Here is a 17,075-nt window from a genome sequence, read left to right on the forward strand (position 1 = left end):
GAGCCGCGGCGCTAGACTCGCGCGAAGTCCACGTGCCGGAGGCCGCTCATGAATCAGGTCAAGCATCTGCTGGAGATCAAGGGCAGGACGGTGCACGCGGTGGCGCCCGACGCCGCCGTGCTGGACGCCATCCGCCTGATGGCCGAACGCCGTGTCGGCGCGCTGCTGGTGATGCGCGGCGAACAGCTGGTGGGCATCGTTTCGGAGCGCGACTACGCGCGCAAAGTGATCCTGCAGGGGCGATCCTCGGCGGGCACCACGGTCAGCGAGATCATGAGCGCGCCGCCGGTCACCGTGGGGCCGGACACCGAGGTGCTCGAATGCATGCGCCTGTGCACGCACAGCCGCATCCGCCACCTGCCCGTGGTCGAGGGCAACAGCGTGGTGGGGGTGATCTCGATCGGCGACCTGGTGAAGGCGGTGATCGACGAGCAGGCCGAGCAGATCGAGCAGCTGCAGCGCTACATCACCAGCTGAGGCGACCGCGCGGTCTCACGTCGCTTGCGAATCGGCCGGCTCTTCCGGCACGACAGCCGGCGACTCCGGCAGCAGATCCGGCGAAAGGCCGGCGCGACGCGCCACCCAGGTGGCGGCGGCCGACACCAGCACCCCAACGAAGGCCATGCCGCCGACCCCGATCCCCGCGGTGCCCAGCACGCTAACGCCGCTGGTAACCACGAGATCCCCAAAGCGCCACACCGTGGTCTCGACGAAGTTCTTGCCCTTGTAGCGCGTCTCGCGCGGCACCCGGGTGTATAGCGCGTCCGTCGCCGGCTTGGTCATGCCGTAGGCAAATCCGCGGGTCACCGCCAGCATCATCGCCACCAGCGGCAGCGACGCGCCGAGCACCGCCACGCTGCCCTGGCCGCCGATCATCACCACCACCAGCAGCCCCAAGTTCACCAGCGCCGGCAGCACCAGACCCCAGCCGGCGCCCCAACGCGTTAGCAGCCAGCGCGTCGCGGTCAGCTGCAGCAGGGCACCGAGCCCGTTTACCGCCAGATCCAGATGCGCGTAGAACGCCGTGCGCGCCGCGCTGTCCACGAAATGCGACTTCGCGTAGTCGGCCACCAGCGCGTAGGCCAGCGTGCCGATGCCGTCGCCCAGCAGCATCAGGATCGCCATGTAGCGCAGGAACGGCCGCGACCACAGCTCGCGCACACCCGCCCACAGCGATCCGCCGATGGCCTCCTCGGCACGCGAGGCACGCCCCGCGGCATCGTGGGTAGACAGGCGCAGCAACAGGGCCAGCGCAAGCGCCAGCATCAGCGCCGACACCACCAGCAAGGGCGCCACGCCCAGCCATACCACCAGCAGGCTGGTGACCACGGGACCGAACACCGCGCCGGCCATGCCGCCCAGTGCGATCAACGGAAACGAGCGACGCGCCTGCACGCTATCGAAGATGTCGGCCATGAAGCTCCAGAACAGCGACACCACGAAAAGGTTGAACACGCTGACCCAGATGAAGAACACCACGCCCAGCTCGCGCGCACCGATCCGCGCCTGCGCCAGGAAGGCCGGCACGAAGGCGATCAGGCAGGCGATGAAGAAGCAGTAGCTCCAGCCGAGCAGTCGGCGGCGGGGAAACCTCGCCACCATGGCGCCGAACACGGGGGTCAGCACCACCATCGCGACGAACGTGCCGAGGTAGAACAGCGGCAACTGCGACGAGCCGACGGCTCCGCTCAACTGATCACGCACCGGCCGCATGATGTAGTACGAGGTCAGCACGAAAAAAAACGCCGCGGCGGACAGGGCGGTGGCTCGCCGCTCGCTCGCGGCGGCCTTGGGGGATGAAGTCACCGGGGGTGTTCCAGCGTGGGTCCGGCAAAGACTAGCATGCAGTGTGGAGGCGCCTTTCGGTGCCCGGGGGATCGGGATGAACTATGACTACGTCATCGTGGGTGCCGGTTCGGCCGGCTGCGTGCTGGCCAACCGGCTGAGCGCGAATCCGAACACGCGCGTGCTGCTGCTGGAGGCCGGCCCGCGCGACTGGAATCCGCTGATCCACATGCCGGCCGGGCTGGCCCGGCTGGTGAAGGTGCGCAGCGTGAACTGGAACTACGACACCGAGCCGGAACCGCACCTGCTCGGCCGGCGTCTGTGGTGGCCGCGCGGCAAGACGCTGGGCGGCTCCAGCTCGATCAACGCGATGTGCTACATCCGCGGCGTGGCGGGCGACTACGACCGCTGGGCGGAGGTGTGCGGCGACGAGCGCTGGCGCTGGAATCACGTGCTGCCCTGGTTCGTGCGCAGCGAGGACAACAGCCGCGGCGCCAGCGCCTTCCACGGTGCGAGCGGCCCGCTGGGCGTCTCCGACCTGCGTTACCACAACGTGCTGTCGGACACGCTGATCGACGCAGCGGCCAGTGCCGGCTACCCGCACAACGAGGATTTCAACGGCGCCGTGCAGCAGGGCTTCGGCCTGTACCAGGTGACCCAGCGCGACGGCGCGCGCTGCTCCACCGCGGCGGGCTTCCTGCGACCGGTACGCGATCGACCCAATCTGCACGTGCGTACCGGGGTGCTGGTCGAGCGCGTGCTGATCGAGGGCCACCGCGCGGTCGGCGTGCAACTGCGTCGCGGGCATGGCGGCGAGCGCATCGACGCGGGCCAGGTGCTGCTGGCCGCCGGCGCAATCAATTCGCCGCAGCTGCTGATGCTTTCGGGCATCGGCCCGGCCGACCAGCTGCGCGCCCAGGGCATCGCCGTCGCGCTGGACCATCCTGGCGTCGGCGCCAACCTGCAGGACCATCTGGACATCTGCACCCTGGTCGGCAGCACGCAGAAGATCACCTACGACCACCTCAACGAAATCAGCGCAGGCCTGCGCTATGTGACCCGGCGGCAGGGACCGGGCACGTCGAACATCGCCGAGGCCGGCGGCTTCGTGCGCAGCCGGCTGGCCACGGACGAGCGCTGCGACCTGCAGTTCCACTTCGTGCCCGCCCTGCTCGACGACCACGGCCGGCACCGCCTGCCCGGCGACGGCTACACCCTGCACGCGTGCTACCTGCATCCGCGCAGCCGCGGACACCTGCGGTTGCAGTCGCCCGACCCGGCGCGACCGATCGCCATCCACGCCAACTACCTGGGCGATGGCGAAGGGCACGACCTGGCACGGATGATCGAGGCGGCGAAGCTGTCGCGCGAAATCCTGGCGCAGGGCGCGTTCGACGCCTATCGCGGCAAGCCGGTGTTTCCGGAGAGCGAACTGCGCAGCGATGCCGAGTTCGAGGCCTTCATCCGGCGCAAGGCCGAGTCGATCTATCACCCGGTCGGCACCTGCCGCATGGGTCAGGACGCCGGCGCGGTGGTGGACAGCGAACTGCGCGTGCGCGGCGTCGAGGGGTTGCGGGTGATCGATGCCTCGGTGATGCCCAGCCTGCCCACCGGCAACACCAATGCGCCCACGATCATGATCGCCGAGCGGGCCAGCGCGCTGCTGCAGGGCCTGCCGGGCTGACCCGTCACCGGCGGAACCGGCGGCGCCGCACGCGGTCTGAGCGCGACTGCCGTTGCGGTGCCACAGCATGTCCGCCTCGTTGTCGCCGCGGGCGAAGTCGACCACAATCGGCTGATCAGAAGCATGACCGGCCTGCCGGTACTCCCCCATTCTTCGGCCGCGTCACGCCGAGCGCATTCCAGAGCAGCATGCCGTTCCGTCCACTGTCCCTCGCGCTTGCCAGCGCCCTCGTCTTCGCGGCCGCACCCGGCCAGGCCTCGCCCCACCAGGCCACCCCGACCACGGTGGTGTCGAACACACCCTCGGCGCAGTTGCCGCCCGCGCGGGTGAAAGAGGCCCTGGCCGACTACCGCCACTGGCTGGACGAACTCGCGCGCCGCCGCTCGGTGGCCGGCCTGGCCACCGCGGTAGTGGTGAACGACAAGGTGACGTTCGAGTACACGCTTGGCTACGCCAATGCGACGACCAAGGAGCCGATCAAGCCGGAGACCGTGTTTCGGCTGGCATCGCTGTCCAAGGCGTTCGCCACCGGCCTCACCTCGCTGCTGGTGCGCGACGGCAAGCTGAGCTGGGACACGCGGCTGGTCGACGTGTTGCCGTTCTTCAAGCTCAAGGACATGCAGGCGGCGGAGAAGGTGACCGTCGGCGACATCCTCGGCCAGCGCGTGGGCCTGCCGCGCAATACCTACGACAACATGCTCGAGGACGACGTCCCCTACGAGGAGCTGGTGCGCAAGCTCGACGAGGTGGACATGTCCTGTGTTCCCGGGCAGTGCTACGGCTACCAGAACGTCGCCTTCAGCCTGATCGGCGACGTGATCTACGCCAAGACCGGCGACTTCTTCTACCGCCTGGTCGACAAGCGCATCTTCTATCCGCTGGGCATGAAGACGGCCAGCTACGGCCGCGCCGCGCTGGAGGCAAGCCCGAGCTGGGCACACCCCCATCGGGCCATCGGCCACGGCGAATGGCGACCGTTCGAACCCAACGAGGCCTACTACCGCGTTGCGCCGGCGGCCGGCGTCAACGCCAGCCTGCGCGACATGGAGCAGTGGCTGATCGCCCAGATGGGCGGACGACCGGACGTGCTGCCCGCCGAACTGCTCGCCGTGCTGCACGCGCCCGGCGTCTCCACGCCGATCGAAATGCACTCCACCCCCTGGCGCCGCGCGCGCATCACCGCGGCCCACTACGGTCTGGGCTGGCGCGTGTTCACTTACGGCGGCGAGACGATGATCTTCCACGCCGGCGCGGTGGAGGGTTACCGCACCATGATCGGCTTCCTGCCCAAGTACCACACCGGCATCGTGACCATGTGGAACTCGGCTGGCGCCACGCCATCCGGCCTGATGCCGATGATGTTCGACCGCCTGCTGGCGCTGCCGCACGTGGACTGGGCCGGGCTGGAGAGCCCGCCGCCGCGCATCGTCAAGCCGGCGCGCAAGACGCGGAAGATTCGCGCAAGGCATCGCCGCCACCGCTGATCCGGCAGGATGCGCGGCCTGGGTGGGCATGCGGTTCCCAGGTGAAAAAAACGGCCAGCGATCCCGCTGGCCGTTCTTGTTTTCGGATCTACCTGCGTCAGGGCTGGCCGAGGGTGAAGTTGATCCGGTTGGTGAGCGTGCTGTCCACCGGCTCGCCGTTGCGGGTGGCGGGCTTGAATTCCCAGCGCTCGACGGCGTCGATGGCGGCGCGATCGAACACCCGCCGCGGTTGCGCCTCGGTCACCTTGATGTTGGAGGTACGCCCCTCCGACGTCACGGTGAAACTCAGCACCACATAGCCTTCGGTGCGCGCGCGCTGCGCCTGCGTGGGATAGCGCGGGTTGACGCTACGGATCAGCACGGCCGGTGTGGAGGTCGGCGCCGCCTGCACCGGGGCCGGTGCGGCCGCGGTCTCCGCTGCCTGGCTGGATGCCGCATTGCGCGTCGAGCCGGCGGTGGTGCCCTTGGGCGCCGTGGTCGATGCCTGCTGTGCCTCCGCCGCCTTGTCCGCCGCCGCCTTCTCTTCAGCGGCCTTCTGCGCCGCGAGCTGCTGCTGCCGCTCCTGGTCCGACGCCTGCTGCTGCTCCTTGTCCTGCAGCTTGCGCTGCGCGTCGAGCTTGGAGCGCAGGATGGTCAGCGTGAAGTTGGCCGGATCGGCTTTCGCCAGCAGGTCGATCTCGCGCTGTGCCTCGTTGAAATTGCGCGCGTTGATCGCCTGTTCGGCCGAGCTGGCCGCGAACGGGAACGTCTCGCGCAGGGCGTCGGTCGCCACCGCATTGCCGGGCTCGCGCTCAAGCGCCTTGAGGTAGAACTCGAAGGCATTGTTGCCGGCCGGCGCCAGGTAGCGCTGGTCGTTCATCGCCTTGCGCGCTTCGGACAGCAGCTGGTCGGTGCCCATGGCCTCCACGTTGGCCGGCGGCGGCGCGGCGACCGTGCCGGGCGTCACCGGGGTCGAGGGGTGACCGCCGGCGTCCGACAGCACCATCTCCTCATGCGGCTGGATAATCAGAAACCATGACGCAATGGCCAGCATGACAATGACCGCGATGGCGACAAGCGTGACGGGCCGGACGGCTCCGCGCGCGCCGTGGCGCGCCTCGAGTGTGATTCGGGTATCCATGATCTCTCGCTGAGTGGCATCAGATACCCGCGCTTTTTCCCCCCGTAAATCCAGGAGCGACGCCTTCCCCAGGTCAGTCGCGGCGCGGATGTGCAGAAGGTAACTGCATTGCGGTGTGACGGCAAACACGTTGCAGGCCGGCGTGCCGTGGCGAGCGTGGCGCGACTTTTCGCCCCCCTGAAACGAAGCGTCCCGGCACGAGGGCCGGGACGAATCGCTTTCGAAGGGCTTCCCCGCGCTGGGCACCGCGGGGAAACAAATTCGGCAGAACTTTCTTGTTATGGGGTGTGCTTACTTCTTGGCCTTGGCGGTCTTGGTGGCCTTGACCACCTTGGCCGGCGCAGCCTTCTTGGCAGCAGCCTTCTTCGGCGCAGCCTTCTTCACAGCGACCTTCTTGACCGCAGCCTTCTTGGCAGCGGCCGGCTTCTTGGCGACAGCCTTCTTGGCAACCTTCTTCACGGCAGCCTTCTTGGCGGCCGGCTTCTTCGCTACCGGCTTCTTGGCAGCGACCTTCTTCACAGCGGCTTTCTTGGGGGCGGCCTTCTTGGCGGCCGGTTTCTTTGCAGCGGTTTTCTTGGCAGTGGCCATGGTTCGTCTCAGCTCCTCATCAGTTGGCAGTGGTTGCCCAGTAAAAGCGTGAAGGAACGCCTCGACCAGCAAATCGCTGTTGGTGGCGTGCCGAAGATTGTTTACCTGGCGGTGGGTGCGCAGATCAGACAGATGCCTCAGTACGTGCAGTGGAATCGAGACGGTGATCTTGCGTACCGCGCCGGCCTTCTCACCGTGGTCGACATAAGGCTTGACGAACTTCACTGCTGCCATAACACCCGTTCCCCGGAATCTGATGCGAAAGCTATTCCTGAAGATTTCAACTGTCAATTGATTTTCGACCTTCTCCAACACCCTCATTTCCACCACGCCGGCGGCCCGGAAGCCTCGCCACGCAAGGGATTCGAGGGGTGTGGCATTTGATCAAATGGACGTCCAGACGTCCGTACGAAAAACGCGTCGAAAACACCCATGACCCTGAAAGCCGCGCCACACAAGGGTTTGCGCCATTCATCGCGAAAAACAGATGGACATGCAGACCTGATCCTGCGTCGCAGAAAGTCCGCGCCATTGGCGCGCAAGCCGCTGAAAAAATGCATGAATGGGAGACGACCGGGAGACACCCGGGAACAAAAATATTTTTCCCGGCGAGCACCCCGACGGGCGCGACCGACTCGATCGAGGGTGACCGGCACGCCACCGACGCATCATCGCGAGCCGGACAAAAACGACGACGGCCGCTCGCGCGGCCGTCGCAAATCACCTGCAGCGAAGACGCTCAGTGATCTTCGTTTTCGATCTGTTCGGCGTAGGCATCGGCATCGAGCAGTTCGTCCAGCTCGGCGCGATCGCTGGCACGGACCACGAAGATCCAGCCGTCGCCGAACGCATCCTCGTTGATCGTCTCGGGCTTGTCGGCGAGCGCTTCGTTGACCGCGACGATCTCGCCGGACACCGGCGAATAGATGTCGGACGCGGCCTTCACCGACTCCACCACCGCCACGCCGTGACCGGCCTGCACGCTGGCGCCGACTTCCGGCAGCTCCACGTACACCAGGTCGCCGAGTGCGGCCTGTGCGTGGTCGGAGATGCCCACGCGGATCAGGCCGTCGTCTTCGACGCGTGCCCACTCGTGGGACTTGAGAAATTTCAGATCGCCGGGAATCTCGCTCATGATCGGGTCCAGTCGTTGAAGTGGGAGAAAGAGGTGGCGTCGCGGATTCTAGCGCGTCCACCGATGCTGCCGACGATGCGCCGGCGGCACGCCATCAGATGCCCTCGCAGGGCTTGCCGTCGCGCACGAACGGATACTTCACCTGCCGCACCGGCAGCTCGCGGCCGCGGATGTCGACGCGGATCGCGCCCGGATCGCCGGCCGGGATGCGGGCGAAGGCGATCGCCTTCTCCAGCGTCGGCGAGAAACTGCCCGACAGGATCTCGCCCTCGCCCTGCGCGGTGAGCACCTTCTGGCCGTGGCGCAGCACGCCCTTCTCGTCGAGCACCAGACCGACCATCACGCGCTTCACGCCCTCGGCCTTCTGCTGCTCCAGCGCGGCGCGACCGATGAAATCGCGGCCCTCGTCCAGCGCGATGGTCCAGCCCAGGTTCGCTTCCCATGGCGAGACGTCCTCGTCCATGTCCTGGCCGTAGAGGTTCATGCCGGCCTCCAGTCGCAGCGTGTCGCGGGCACCGAGCCCGCAGGGCTTCACGCCCGCCTCGGCCAGCGCGTTCCACAGCGCCGCCGCGTGCTCCTCCGGCACGAGGATCTCGAAGCCGTCCTCGCCCGTGTAGCCGGTGCGGGCGACGAACAGCGGCATGCCGTGCGGCCCCTGCGCCGCTGCCGCGGCGAACTTGCCCAGCTTCTCGATGCGCGGACGATCGCCCTCATGCAGCAGCGCGATGACCTTGGCGCGCGCGTTCGGTCCCTGCACCGCGATCATCGCAAACTCGGGGCGCTCCTTCACCGCGACGTCGAAGGCCTTGGCCTGCGCCTCGATCCACGCCAGATCCTTGGCGCGGGTGGCGGCATTCACCACCAGGCGGTAATGCGCGTCGTCGAAGAAATAGACGATCAGGTCGTCGATCACGCCGCCGCGCTCGTTGAGCATGCACGAGTACAGCGCCTTGCCGCTCACCTTGAGCTTGTCCACGCTGTTGGCCAGCAGGTGGCGCAGGAAGTCGCGCGTGCGCGGGCCGTGCAGGTCGATCACCGTCATGTGGGAGACGTCGAACATGCCGGCGTCGCGGCGCACGGCGTGATGCTCCTCGATCTGCGAGCCGTAGCTGATCGGCATGTCCCAGCCACCGAAGTCGACCATGCGGGCGCCGAGCGCGCGATGGGTGTCGTTGAGTACGGTCTTCGCAGTCATGGGTGGTGGCCTGGGGAAAGAGTGGATTATCGCCGCCCGCCCGTGATCGGGGCAACGGCGCTGCCGGCGTCCGATGCCGGCCCGCGCGTCGGGGCTGAAGCCCCTCCCACAGGAGACCCGAGCTTCCTTGGCACCATGGCTCCTACGACCGGCCAGCCTCAAACCAACGCACAGCTGAAGACGCTGCCACGGAGACACGGGATTTCGCGCGCCTGTGGGAGGGGCTTCAGCCCCGACATGCTGGGCCTGCATTGCCAGCGATGCTGCTCGCGGCGCGAACCGCCGGACGGCTCTATGAAATGTGCCGGAAGGTGAGGTTGATGCGCGGCGCCGCCACCCGCGTCGTGCGCGGCAGCGCGTGCTGATAAAGCTGCTGGGTGTCGCCGGCCATGCGCAGCAGGCTCCCGTGCATCAGGCACAGTTCCGATGCCGCGCGATTGCCGCCGTCATCGCGCTGCCGGGGACGGAAAAGGAATCGCCGCTCCGCCCCCAGGCTCACCGAGGCGATCACCGGACGCGCACCCAGCTCCGGTTCGTCGTCGCTGTGCCAGCCCATCGCGTCGCGGCCATCGCGGTAGAGATTGGCCAGCACGCTGTTGAAGCGCGCGCCGCAGGCCTGCTCCACCCGGGCACGCAGGTCGAGCAGCGCATCCGGCCACGGGTGCGGCTCGAAGCGCGTGCGCGAGTAGACATAGCTGGCGCCCGGATCGCCGATCCAGCAACTCAGCCGCGGCGATGCGACTTCGCGACCGAACATGCGGATGCGGTGGTTCTCCCACGGGATGGAAGCAAGCAGGCGATCCAGCAGCGCATCGGCCTCGGCCGGCGCGAGCCAGCGCTCGATGATCGCCAGCTGCGCGCCGGGTAGCGGCAGCTGCTGCCACGCGGCCTCACACATCATGACCGGCTCAGGCGATCGCCGGATACGCCGGCTCTGCATCGAGCGTGGCGGCAACCACGCTGGCCAGCTCCAGCAGGCGCAGGTCCGAACCGCGCGCGCCCACCAGCTGCATCCCTATCGGCAAGCCGTTCGGCAACGTGCCCATCGGAATGCTCACCGCCGGACAGCCGGCGAGGCTGGCAAAGCTGGTGAGATCGGCGATGGAGTCGGGAGCCGGGCCGTCGAGCGGGAACGCGCCCTGCGGCGTGGTCGGCAGCACCAGCACGTCCACCTGCGAAAACAGGCGACGCATCTTCAGCGTGGCGGCATCCAGCACGCGATCGGCGTTGGCGTAATCGCCAGCGGATTTGCGCGCGGCGTAGTCGAGCATCTGGCGAAAGCGCGGCGAGACCGGATGCGCGGTGTTCGCCAGGTCGGCGGCGAAGGTGCCCAGCATCTCCGCCTCCATCAGCAGCAGGCCGGCGCGCCGCGTGCGGGCGAAATCCCAGTCGCTGAAATCCACCGTGCGCCGCTCGCCCACCTCGCGCGGCAGCTTTTCCATCGCGGCCTCGAACACCGCGTGCACGTCGGGCGACACACCCACGGCAGCCAGATCCGGCAGCAGGCCGGCACGCAGGCGGCCGGGCTCCCAGTCCGGCAGGTCGAACGCCACGCGGCGGCGGCGCGAGCGCGCGTCGTCCGCGTCGTAACCGGCCAGCACCTGCAGCAGCACGGTGAGATCGTCCACGCCGCGCGCGAGCAGGCCCACGGCATCCAGTCGACGCGCCGCCGGCAGCATGCCGCGCGCGGAGATTTCGCCGTGCGTGGGCTTGAGCGCGTACACGCCGCAGTAGCTGGCGGGAATGCGGATCGAGCCGAGGCTGTCCGAACCCACCGCCGCCACCGCCAAGCCCGCCGCCACCGCCGCCGCTGCGCCACCGGACGAGCCGCCCGCGCTGTAGCCGTGGCGGTACGGGTTGTGGGTGGCGCCGAAATGCGGGTTGTCGGTGAGCGCGCCGAGCGCGCCTTCGTCCATGTTGGTCTTGCCGATGAGCAGCGCACCGGAGGCACGCAGTCGGGCCACGACGTGGGCGTCGTCGGCGACGGGCGCACTGCGCCCCGGCAGTCCGGCACGGGTCGGCCAGCCGGCCACGTCGAAGTTGTCCTTGAGCGCGATCGGAATGCCGTCGAGCCGACCCATCACGCCGTCGCGCCGTCGCTTGCCCGCGGTGCGCGCCTGTTCCTGCAGCAGACTGCCGCGCACGTCGACATAGGCGTTGAGCTGCGGGTCGATGCGCTCGATTGCATCGAGATACACGTCCGCCAGCACCTGCGGCTGCACGCGATCGGCGGCCAGCCAGTGCAGCAGCTGGCACAGCGTGGCGCGGCGCATGTCCCGTTCGGCGATCGGCGGCAACGAATTCATGCAGACTCCCTGTAAGTGACTTGCCGGGATTATCACCGCCCGGAACGAAGCGATTGCAAGCGGTGGCGCAGCACGCGTTGCCGCGCGGCACGCGAAACCGGACAATGCGCGTCCTGATCGATACCCGCGCGCACGGTCCGCCCGCGCGCCCGCACGAGACGATGGAGCCAGCGATGAGCGAACGCGAGACGATGGAATACGACGTGATCGTGGTGGGGGCAGGCCCGGCCGGCCTGTCGTTCGCGATCCGCCTCAAGCAGCTCCAGCCCGACACATCTATATGTGTGATCGAGAAGGCCTCGACCATCGGCGCGCAGATCCTCTCCGGCGCCGTCATCGAAACCGGCCCGCTCGATGCGCTGCTGCCGGACTGGCGCAGCAACCCGCCGCCGATCTGCGTGGATGCGACCGAAGACGAGTTCTGGCTGCTCAGCAAGACCGGCGGGCGCAAGCTGCCGGTTCCTCCGGGCATGAACAACCACGGCAACGTGATCGTCTCGCTGGGCGCCATGTGCGCGTGGCTGGCGCCGCAGGCCGAAGCGCTGGGCGTGGACGTGTTCCCCGGCTTCGCCGCCGCCGACACCATCTATAACGAGGACGGTTCGGTCGCCGGCGTGCGCATCGGCGACATGGGCGTGGCGAAGGACGGCTCGCACAAGGCCGGCTACACCCAGGGCATCGACATCAAGGCCAAGGTCACCGTGCTCGCCGAGGGCGCGCGTGGCAGCCTCACCAAGCAGCTGGTCAAGCGCTTCAAGCTGGATGCGGACAGCGACCCGCAGGGCTACTCCATCGGCATCAAGGAGCTGTGGCAGCTGCCGGCCGGGCGCGTCACGCCGGGCAAGATCGTGCACAGCTTCGGCTGGCCGGCCGACACGCGCACCTACGGCGGCAGCTTCCTCTATCACCTGGACGGCGACCGCGTGGCGCTGGGCTACGTCAGCGGCCTGGACTACACCGACCCGAACTATCAGCCGTGGGAAGCCTTCCAGCAGTGGAAGAACCATCCGATGATGAAGCCGCTGCTCGAGGGCGGCACCATTCTCTCGGCTGGCGCGCGCGCCATCGTCACCGGTGGCTACCAGTCGCTGCCCAAGGTGGAGATGCCCGGTGCGCTGCTGATCGGCGACACCGCCGGCCTGCTCAACGTGCCGAAGATCAAGGGCACGCATCAGGCGATCCGGAGCGGCATGCTCGCCGCCGAACACCTGGCGGCCAACGCACTCTCCGCGGCCGGCTTCGACGCCAGGCTGCGCGGCTCGGAGGTGATGGCCGAGCTGAAGAAGGTGCGCAACATCAAGCCCGCCTTCAAGAAAGGCCTGTGGTTCGGCATGCTCAACGCCGCCTGGGAGACCGCCGTCGGCGGCGCCTCGCCGTGGACGCTGAAGAACAAGCCGGACTGGTCCTCGCTGCACAAGCTCGGCGAGCAGGAGGAACCGAAGCGCGACTACGTGCAGCGCGAGCTGCCGCCGCGCGACCGCCTCGCCGGCGTGTACTTCGCCGCCACCGAGCACGAGGAAGACCAGCCGATCCACCTGCACGTGGCCGACACCTCCATCTGCGTGACCAAGTGCGCCGAGGAGTACGGCAACCCGTGCACCCGCTTCTGCCCGGCCAACGTCTACGAGATCGTCAACGACGAGGCGGGCAAGCGCCTGCAGATCAACGCCGCCAACTGCGTGCACTGCAAGACCTGTGACATCAAGGACCCCTACCAGATCATCAACTGGGTCACGCCGGAAGGCGGGTCGGGGCCGAATTACCAGAACATGTGATGCAGGCATCCGGATCACGGCGGTGGGCTGAATATCCACCGCCAGAGCAGACCTCACGCCAGGGGACAGGGCCCAGATTTGCTGCGAAAGCCGTCCCACAGCCCGCGAAGCATGAAGCGAATGTTTCGCGCGCGCGGGCCGATCATCGCGGCAAAAAGGAACAGCTTTACCGCCAACCGGGGCATGTCCTGTGCGACCCAGATCCACGGCGTGTGCGGTAATCGGTAAAGCCTGAACCTATTGCGCATGATGTAGTAGAGCCGCACGGGCCCGTGCACGATGACCTGGCCCAGGCCGAACGGCAGTTGACGACGGGAATCGCCCAGTTGGTGCTGCATCGCCGCGGCGCACACACCGTAGAGCTTGTAACCACGGGCACGCGCCCGGAAGCTCCATTCCAGATCGACATTGTCGATGAAAAGACTTTCATCCATCGACCCGATGTCGTCGATGACAGTCAGCGGAATCAGTGCGCCTGAGCTGATCAGGAAATCGCACTCCAACAGTTGCCCGGGATGGTCGCACCAGCGCTTGTGGTTCAGGGGGAAACCCACTTTTACGAAGGGAGCGTCGCGCGCCTCCAGCACGTCGTGAAAGCGCGGCCCAACAGCCGCGACCCTGGCGGAATCGCCAAGGCGCCGCAGCGCATCCAGCAGTGCGCACACCATGCCATCGTCAGGCGTGCTGTCCTGGTCCAGCAGCAGCACGTAATCAAAGGCGTGCTGTCGGGCCCAGTCGAGCCCCACGTTTTGCGCCTGCGCAAGACCGCCATTGCGACCCTGGCGGATAAGCGTCACGTCGGCATGGCCTGGCGGAAGCTCCATGTCCTCGGCGGAGTTGTCCACCACCACCACGCAACCCACCTGCGCCGATACCGAAGCAAGCAGGCCTTGCAACACCGTGGAATCGGGATAGTGGGTTACCACGACTGCACATACCGCGGCGTGGCGATCGTCAGTCATGGCGCAGAAGATCCCGCAACACAGAGCGCATTCCAGTGCCGTACCGCCGATAGTTGCCCGCACGCGCCTCACGCATTACCAACGGCCACCGCAGCAGGCGGGAACGCCTCCCCAAGGCCACACGGATGCGAAAATGTCCGCTCTTGCGGGCCAACTCCGCAAGCTGCGCCACGGCACCCGAGCGCTCCAACTGTGCCTGAAGCGCAGCGAGACGAACCAATTCAGCCTCGAATTGCGCACGCCGCGGACGGACAAGATCACGCCACTTGTCCAACGCGCCCCGCTTGCGCATGCCGATTTGATTGTGCGTGTGCTGCCGGTACTTGATCCACGATTCCTCAAGCGCATCCATGCGGCCCATGCTTGACGCGACGATCGCCAGCCACTCGTCGTGGATCCAGCCGGGTCCTACGGGCAGTGCACTGGACACCAGCGTCTTGCGCAAGCCGGCCGTCGCTCCGGTCACCATGCTTCGACGAAGCAGCACGCCAAAAGCGCAATTGCCGTGCACCTGCGCCAGCTCCCACGATTTCAGTTCGAGCGCACCGAACAGCGTCACCCCAAGATCCTCGCCGCGCGCTCCGATAAGTTGCGCATCTGTGCAAAGCATCAGCAGGTCCGGATCTTCGTCGAAGCGCTGCTCCATGGTGGCCAACTTGCCTGGCAGCCAAACGTCATCCTGGTCGCACAGAAAAAGGAGATCTCCATTCGCAAGGCGCATTGTTTCCGAGAAGTTTCCTATGAACCCGAGGTTGTGTGATCGGTGGACCAGTTGCACCACAATTCCCAGCTGCTTTGCACGAACCGTGAACGACTCGAGCAGCGCCGGTGTGGCATCGGTGGAGCCGTCATCACCGATCACGACCTCATCAGGCAAGCGTGTCTGCGACAACAGGCTGTCGAGCTGCTCACCGAGGTAGGCCTCTCCGTTGTAGGTACATAGGACCACTGAAACCGTCAAAGTCATCGCCTGCCCAGCGGTCGCTCTTGATAAAGATCCCGAATGATGGCCCGCGGCAAACGCAACGGGAAGGGGCGCGCCGTCGGCCCGCAAGTTTCAAACGCTTCGGGGTTCCGACAGGCGAGACTCAGCCCTTCGCTCCAGCTAAACTGGTGAGTGAAGTAAAAGCTGCCACCGAAGCAGGCAGCCCAAATCAAAGGACTCGTAGATGAAGATTTTGGTCGGCTACAAGCGCGTCGTGGACTACAACGTGCGCATCCAGGTCAAGCCCGACGGCACCGGGGTGGTGACCGATGGCGTGAAGCTCTCCGCCAACCCGTTTGATGACATCGCGCTGGAGGAAGCGCTGCGCCTGCGCGAGAAGGGCATCGCCACCGAAGTGATCGTGGTGGGTATCGGTCCGGCCGACCTCACCGCGCACCTGCGCAACGGTCTGGCCATGGGCGCGAACCGCGCCATCCACGTGGTCACCAGCGAGGCCGTGCAGCCGCTCACCGCAGCGCGTGCTTTCCTCAAGCTGGTCGAGAAGGAGCAGCCGGGCCTGGTGCTGATGGGCAAGCAGGCGATCGACGACGACGCCAACCAGACCGGCCAGATGCTGGCCGCGCTGTGGGACCGTCCGCAGGCCACCTTCGCCAGCAAGCTGGAGATCGCCGACGGCAATGCCACCGTGACCCGTGAAGTGGATGCCGGCCTGGAAGTGATCGAGGCCGAGCTGCCGGCCGTGGTCACCACTGACCTGCGCCTCAACGAACCGCGCTTCATCAAGTTGCCGGACATCATGAAGGCCAAGTCCAAGCCGATCGACACGATCGAGTTCGCCTCGCTGGGCGTGGAAGCGCACGACCACCTCACTACCACCCACTACGCCGCGCCGGCCAAGCGCAGCAAGGGCGTGATGGTCAAGGACGCCGCCGAACTGGTCGCCGCCCTCAAGCAGAAAGGCCTGCTGTAAATCCTTTTCCTGTAGGAGCCCGCCAGCGGGCGATGCTTTAGTTTCGATGCTGATCCAGCGCGAAGGGCCTCGCCCACGCACAGGCTCCTGCAAACAAATCCGGAGACACCCATGAGCAAGATCCTCGTTATCGCCGAGCACCTGCACGGCAAGCTCAACCCGGCCACCGCGCGCGCTGTTAGCGCCGCCGCCGCCGTGAAGCCCGACTCCATCGACGTGCTGGTGCTGGCCGACAGCGTCGACGCCATCGCCGCCGAGGCCGCCGCCATCGAGGGCATCAGCCGCGTGCTCACCGTCGCCCACGCGGAGAACGCGCATGCGCTGGCCGCCGTGCTGGCGCCGCAGGTGGCCAAGGCCGCCGCCGGCTACAGCCACGTGTTCGCGCCTTCCACCACCTTCGGCAAGGATCTCGCTCCACGCGTGGCCGCCCTGCTCGGCGTGGCCCAGGTCAGCGACGTGATGAGCGTGGAAGGCACGCATACCTTCAAGCGCCCGATCTACGCCGGCAACGCCATCGTCACCGTCGAGGCCAACCCGGCGCACGCCGTGGTCGCCACCATCCGCACCGCGTCCTGGCCGGCCGCCGCCAGCGGCGCGAACAAGGCACCGGTTGAAGCGCTGGTGCTGGATGTCGCCCTGCCCTCACACACCCGCTTCGTCGAACTGCAGCAGGGCTCGAGCGACCGTCCCGACCTGCAGAGCGCCAACAAGGTGGTGTCCGGCGGCCGCGGCGTCGGCTCGAAGGAAAACTTCGAGATCATCTACAAGCTCGCAGACAAGATCGGCGCCGCCGTGGGTGCCTCGCGCGCCGCGGTCGACGCCGGCTACGTGCCGAACGAGCTGCAGGTCGGCCAGACTGGCAAGATCATCGCCCCCGAACTGTACATGGCGATCGGCATCTCCGGCGCCATCCAGCACCTCACCGGCATCAAGGACGCGGGTACCATCGTGGCGATCAACAAGGATGGCGAGGCGCCAATCTTCGAGGTCGCCGACTTCGGTCTGGCCGGGGATCTGTTTAAGATCATTCCAGAGCTGGAACAAGCGCTCGCCGGATGATTGCCGGGGATTACCGTTCGACTATTTAAAAGGGGCGCCTCCATTGGATGAAGGCGCCCCATAGCC

Annotated in this window: 15 protein-coding genes; 6 read left to right on the forward strand and 9 right to left on the reverse strand. The window is 67.0% G+C overall.

From position 1 onward, the window contains the following. Positions 1–48 precede the first annotated feature (48 nt). Complete coding sequence (locus tag ISP17_RS09155; protein ID WP_404632311.1) at positions 49–477, forward strand: CBS domain-containing protein; 429 nt, start codon at positions 49–51, stop codon at positions 475–477. A gap of 15 nt (positions 478–492) precedes the next feature. On the opposite strand, the gene ISP17_RS09160 is transcribed toward ISP17_RS09155, so the two are convergent. Next, positions 493–1,806 (reverse strand): NTP/NDP exchange transporter, encoded by a 1,314-nt coding sequence (locus tag ISP17_RS09160; protein WP_404632313.1) that lies wholly within the window; start codon positions 1,804–1,806, stop codon positions 493–495. 76 nt (positions 1,807–1,882) lie between these two features. On the opposite strand from ISP17_RS09160, the gene ISP17_RS09165 reads away from it, so the two are divergent. Together ISP17_RS09165 and ISP17_RS09170 are read left to right on the forward strand one after the other, a co-directional pair. Continuing rightward, positions 1,883–3,469: a GMC family oxidoreductase gene (locus ISP17_RS09165; RefSeq protein ID WP_404632315.1), complete on the forward strand. Its 1,587-nt coding sequence runs from the start codon at positions 1,883–1,885 to the stop codon at positions 3,467–3,469. A gap of 188 nt (positions 3,470–3,657) precedes the next feature. Next, positions 3,658–4,953, forward strand: a complete 1,296-nt coding sequence (locus ISP17_RS09170) for a serine hydrolase domain-containing protein (RefSeq protein WP_404632317.1) — start codon at positions 3,658–3,660, stop codon at positions 4,951–4,953. Positions 4,954–5,050: 97 nt separating this feature from the next. Here ISP17_RS09170 and ISP17_RS09175 read toward each other — a convergent pair whose 3' ends face one another. The 6 genes from ISP17_RS09175 to ISP17_RS09200 all read right to left on the reverse strand — a co-directional run bounded on the left by ISP17_RS09175 (position 5,051) and on the right by ISP17_RS09200 (position 11,297). Continuing rightward, a complete protein-coding gene (locus tag ISP17_RS09175; protein WP_404632319.1) occupies positions 5,051–6,073 on the reverse strand; it encodes an energy transducer TonB in 1,023 nt (340 codons plus the stop codon). A 291-nt stretch (positions 6,074–6,364) separates the two neighbouring features. Further along, positions 6,365–6,976 carry a met regulon transcriptional regulator MetJ gene (metJ, locus tag ISP17_RS09180; protein ID WP_404632321.1) on the reverse strand — a complete coding sequence of 204 codons (612 nt, stop codon included), beginning with the start codon at positions 6,974–6,976 and terminating at the stop codon, positions 6,365–6,367. A 424-nt stretch (positions 6,977–7,400) separates the two neighbouring features. Further along, complete coding sequence (gene gcvH, locus ISP17_RS09185; protein WP_404632323.1) at positions 7,401–7,796, reverse strand: glycine cleavage system protein GcvH; 396 nt, start codon at positions 7,794–7,796, stop codon at positions 7,401–7,403. Between the two features lie 94 nt (positions 7,797–7,890). Continuing rightward, on the reverse strand, positions 7,891–8,991 hold the full coding sequence (gene gcvT, locus ISP17_RS09190) for a glycine cleavage system aminomethyltransferase GcvT (protein ID WP_404632325.1): 1,101 nt from the start codon (positions 8,989–8,991) through the stop codon (positions 7,891–7,893). 292 nt (positions 8,992–9,283) lie between these two features. Beyond that, the gene (locus ISP17_RS09195) at positions 9,284–9,892 is read right to left on the reverse strand and encodes an alpha-ketoglutarate-dependent dioxygenase AlkB family protein (protein WP_404632327.1); all 609 of its coding nucleotides are present in this window, start codon (positions 9,890–9,892) and stop codon (positions 9,284–9,286) included. Positions 9,893–9,899: 7 nt separating this feature from the next. Further along, on the reverse strand, positions 9,900–11,297 hold the full coding sequence (locus ISP17_RS09200) for an amidase (RefSeq protein WP_404632329.1): 1,398 nt from the start codon (positions 11,295–11,297) through the stop codon (positions 9,900–9,902). A gap of 173 nt (positions 11,298–11,470) precedes the next feature. Between ISP17_RS09200 and ISP17_RS09205 the strand changes: the two genes are divergently transcribed. Beyond that, on the forward strand, positions 11,471–13,072 hold the full coding sequence (locus ISP17_RS09205; RefSeq protein ID WP_404632685.1) for an electron transfer flavoprotein-ubiquinone oxidoreductase: 1,602 nt from the start codon (positions 11,471–11,473) through the stop codon (positions 13,070–13,072). 53 nt (positions 13,073–13,125) lie between these two features. On the opposite strand, the gene ISP17_RS09210 is transcribed toward ISP17_RS09205, so the two are convergent. Both ISP17_RS09210 and ISP17_RS09215 read right to left on the reverse strand, forming a co-directional pair. Next, positions 13,126–14,034 carry a glycosyltransferase family 2 protein gene (locus ISP17_RS09210; RefSeq protein ID WP_404632331.1) on the reverse strand — a complete coding sequence of 303 codons (909 nt, stop codon included), beginning with the start codon at positions 14,032–14,034 and terminating at the stop codon, positions 13,126–13,128. Continuing rightward, on the reverse strand, positions 14,027–15,001 hold the full coding sequence (locus ISP17_RS09215) for a glycosyltransferase family 2 protein (RefSeq protein ID WP_404632333.1): 975 nt from the start codon (positions 14,999–15,001) through the stop codon (positions 14,027–14,029). The genes ISP17_RS09210 and ISP17_RS09215 overlap by 8 nt, the downstream gene beginning before the upstream one ends. A 202-nt stretch (positions 15,002–15,203) precedes the next feature. Between ISP17_RS09215 and ISP17_RS09220 the strand changes: the two genes are divergently transcribed. Both ISP17_RS09220 and ISP17_RS09225 read left to right on the forward strand, forming a co-directional pair. Beyond that, positions 15,204–15,950: an electron transfer flavoprotein subunit beta/FixA family protein gene (locus ISP17_RS09220; protein ID WP_404632335.1), complete on the forward strand. Its 747-nt coding sequence runs from the start codon at positions 15,204–15,206 to the stop codon at positions 15,948–15,950. Between the two features lie 111 nt (positions 15,951–16,061). Further along, complete coding sequence (locus ISP17_RS09225; RefSeq protein WP_404632337.1) at positions 16,062–17,009, forward strand: electron transfer flavoprotein subunit alpha/FixB family protein; 948 nt, start codon at positions 16,062–16,064, stop codon at positions 17,007–17,009. Positions 17,010–17,075: the final 66 nt, after the last annotated feature.

Source organism: Dyella ginsengisoli (assembly GCF_044904665.1).
Classification (GTDB): Bacteria; Pseudomonadota; Gammaproteobacteria; order Xanthomonadales; family Rhodanobacteraceae; genus Dyella_A; species Dyella_A ginsengisoli.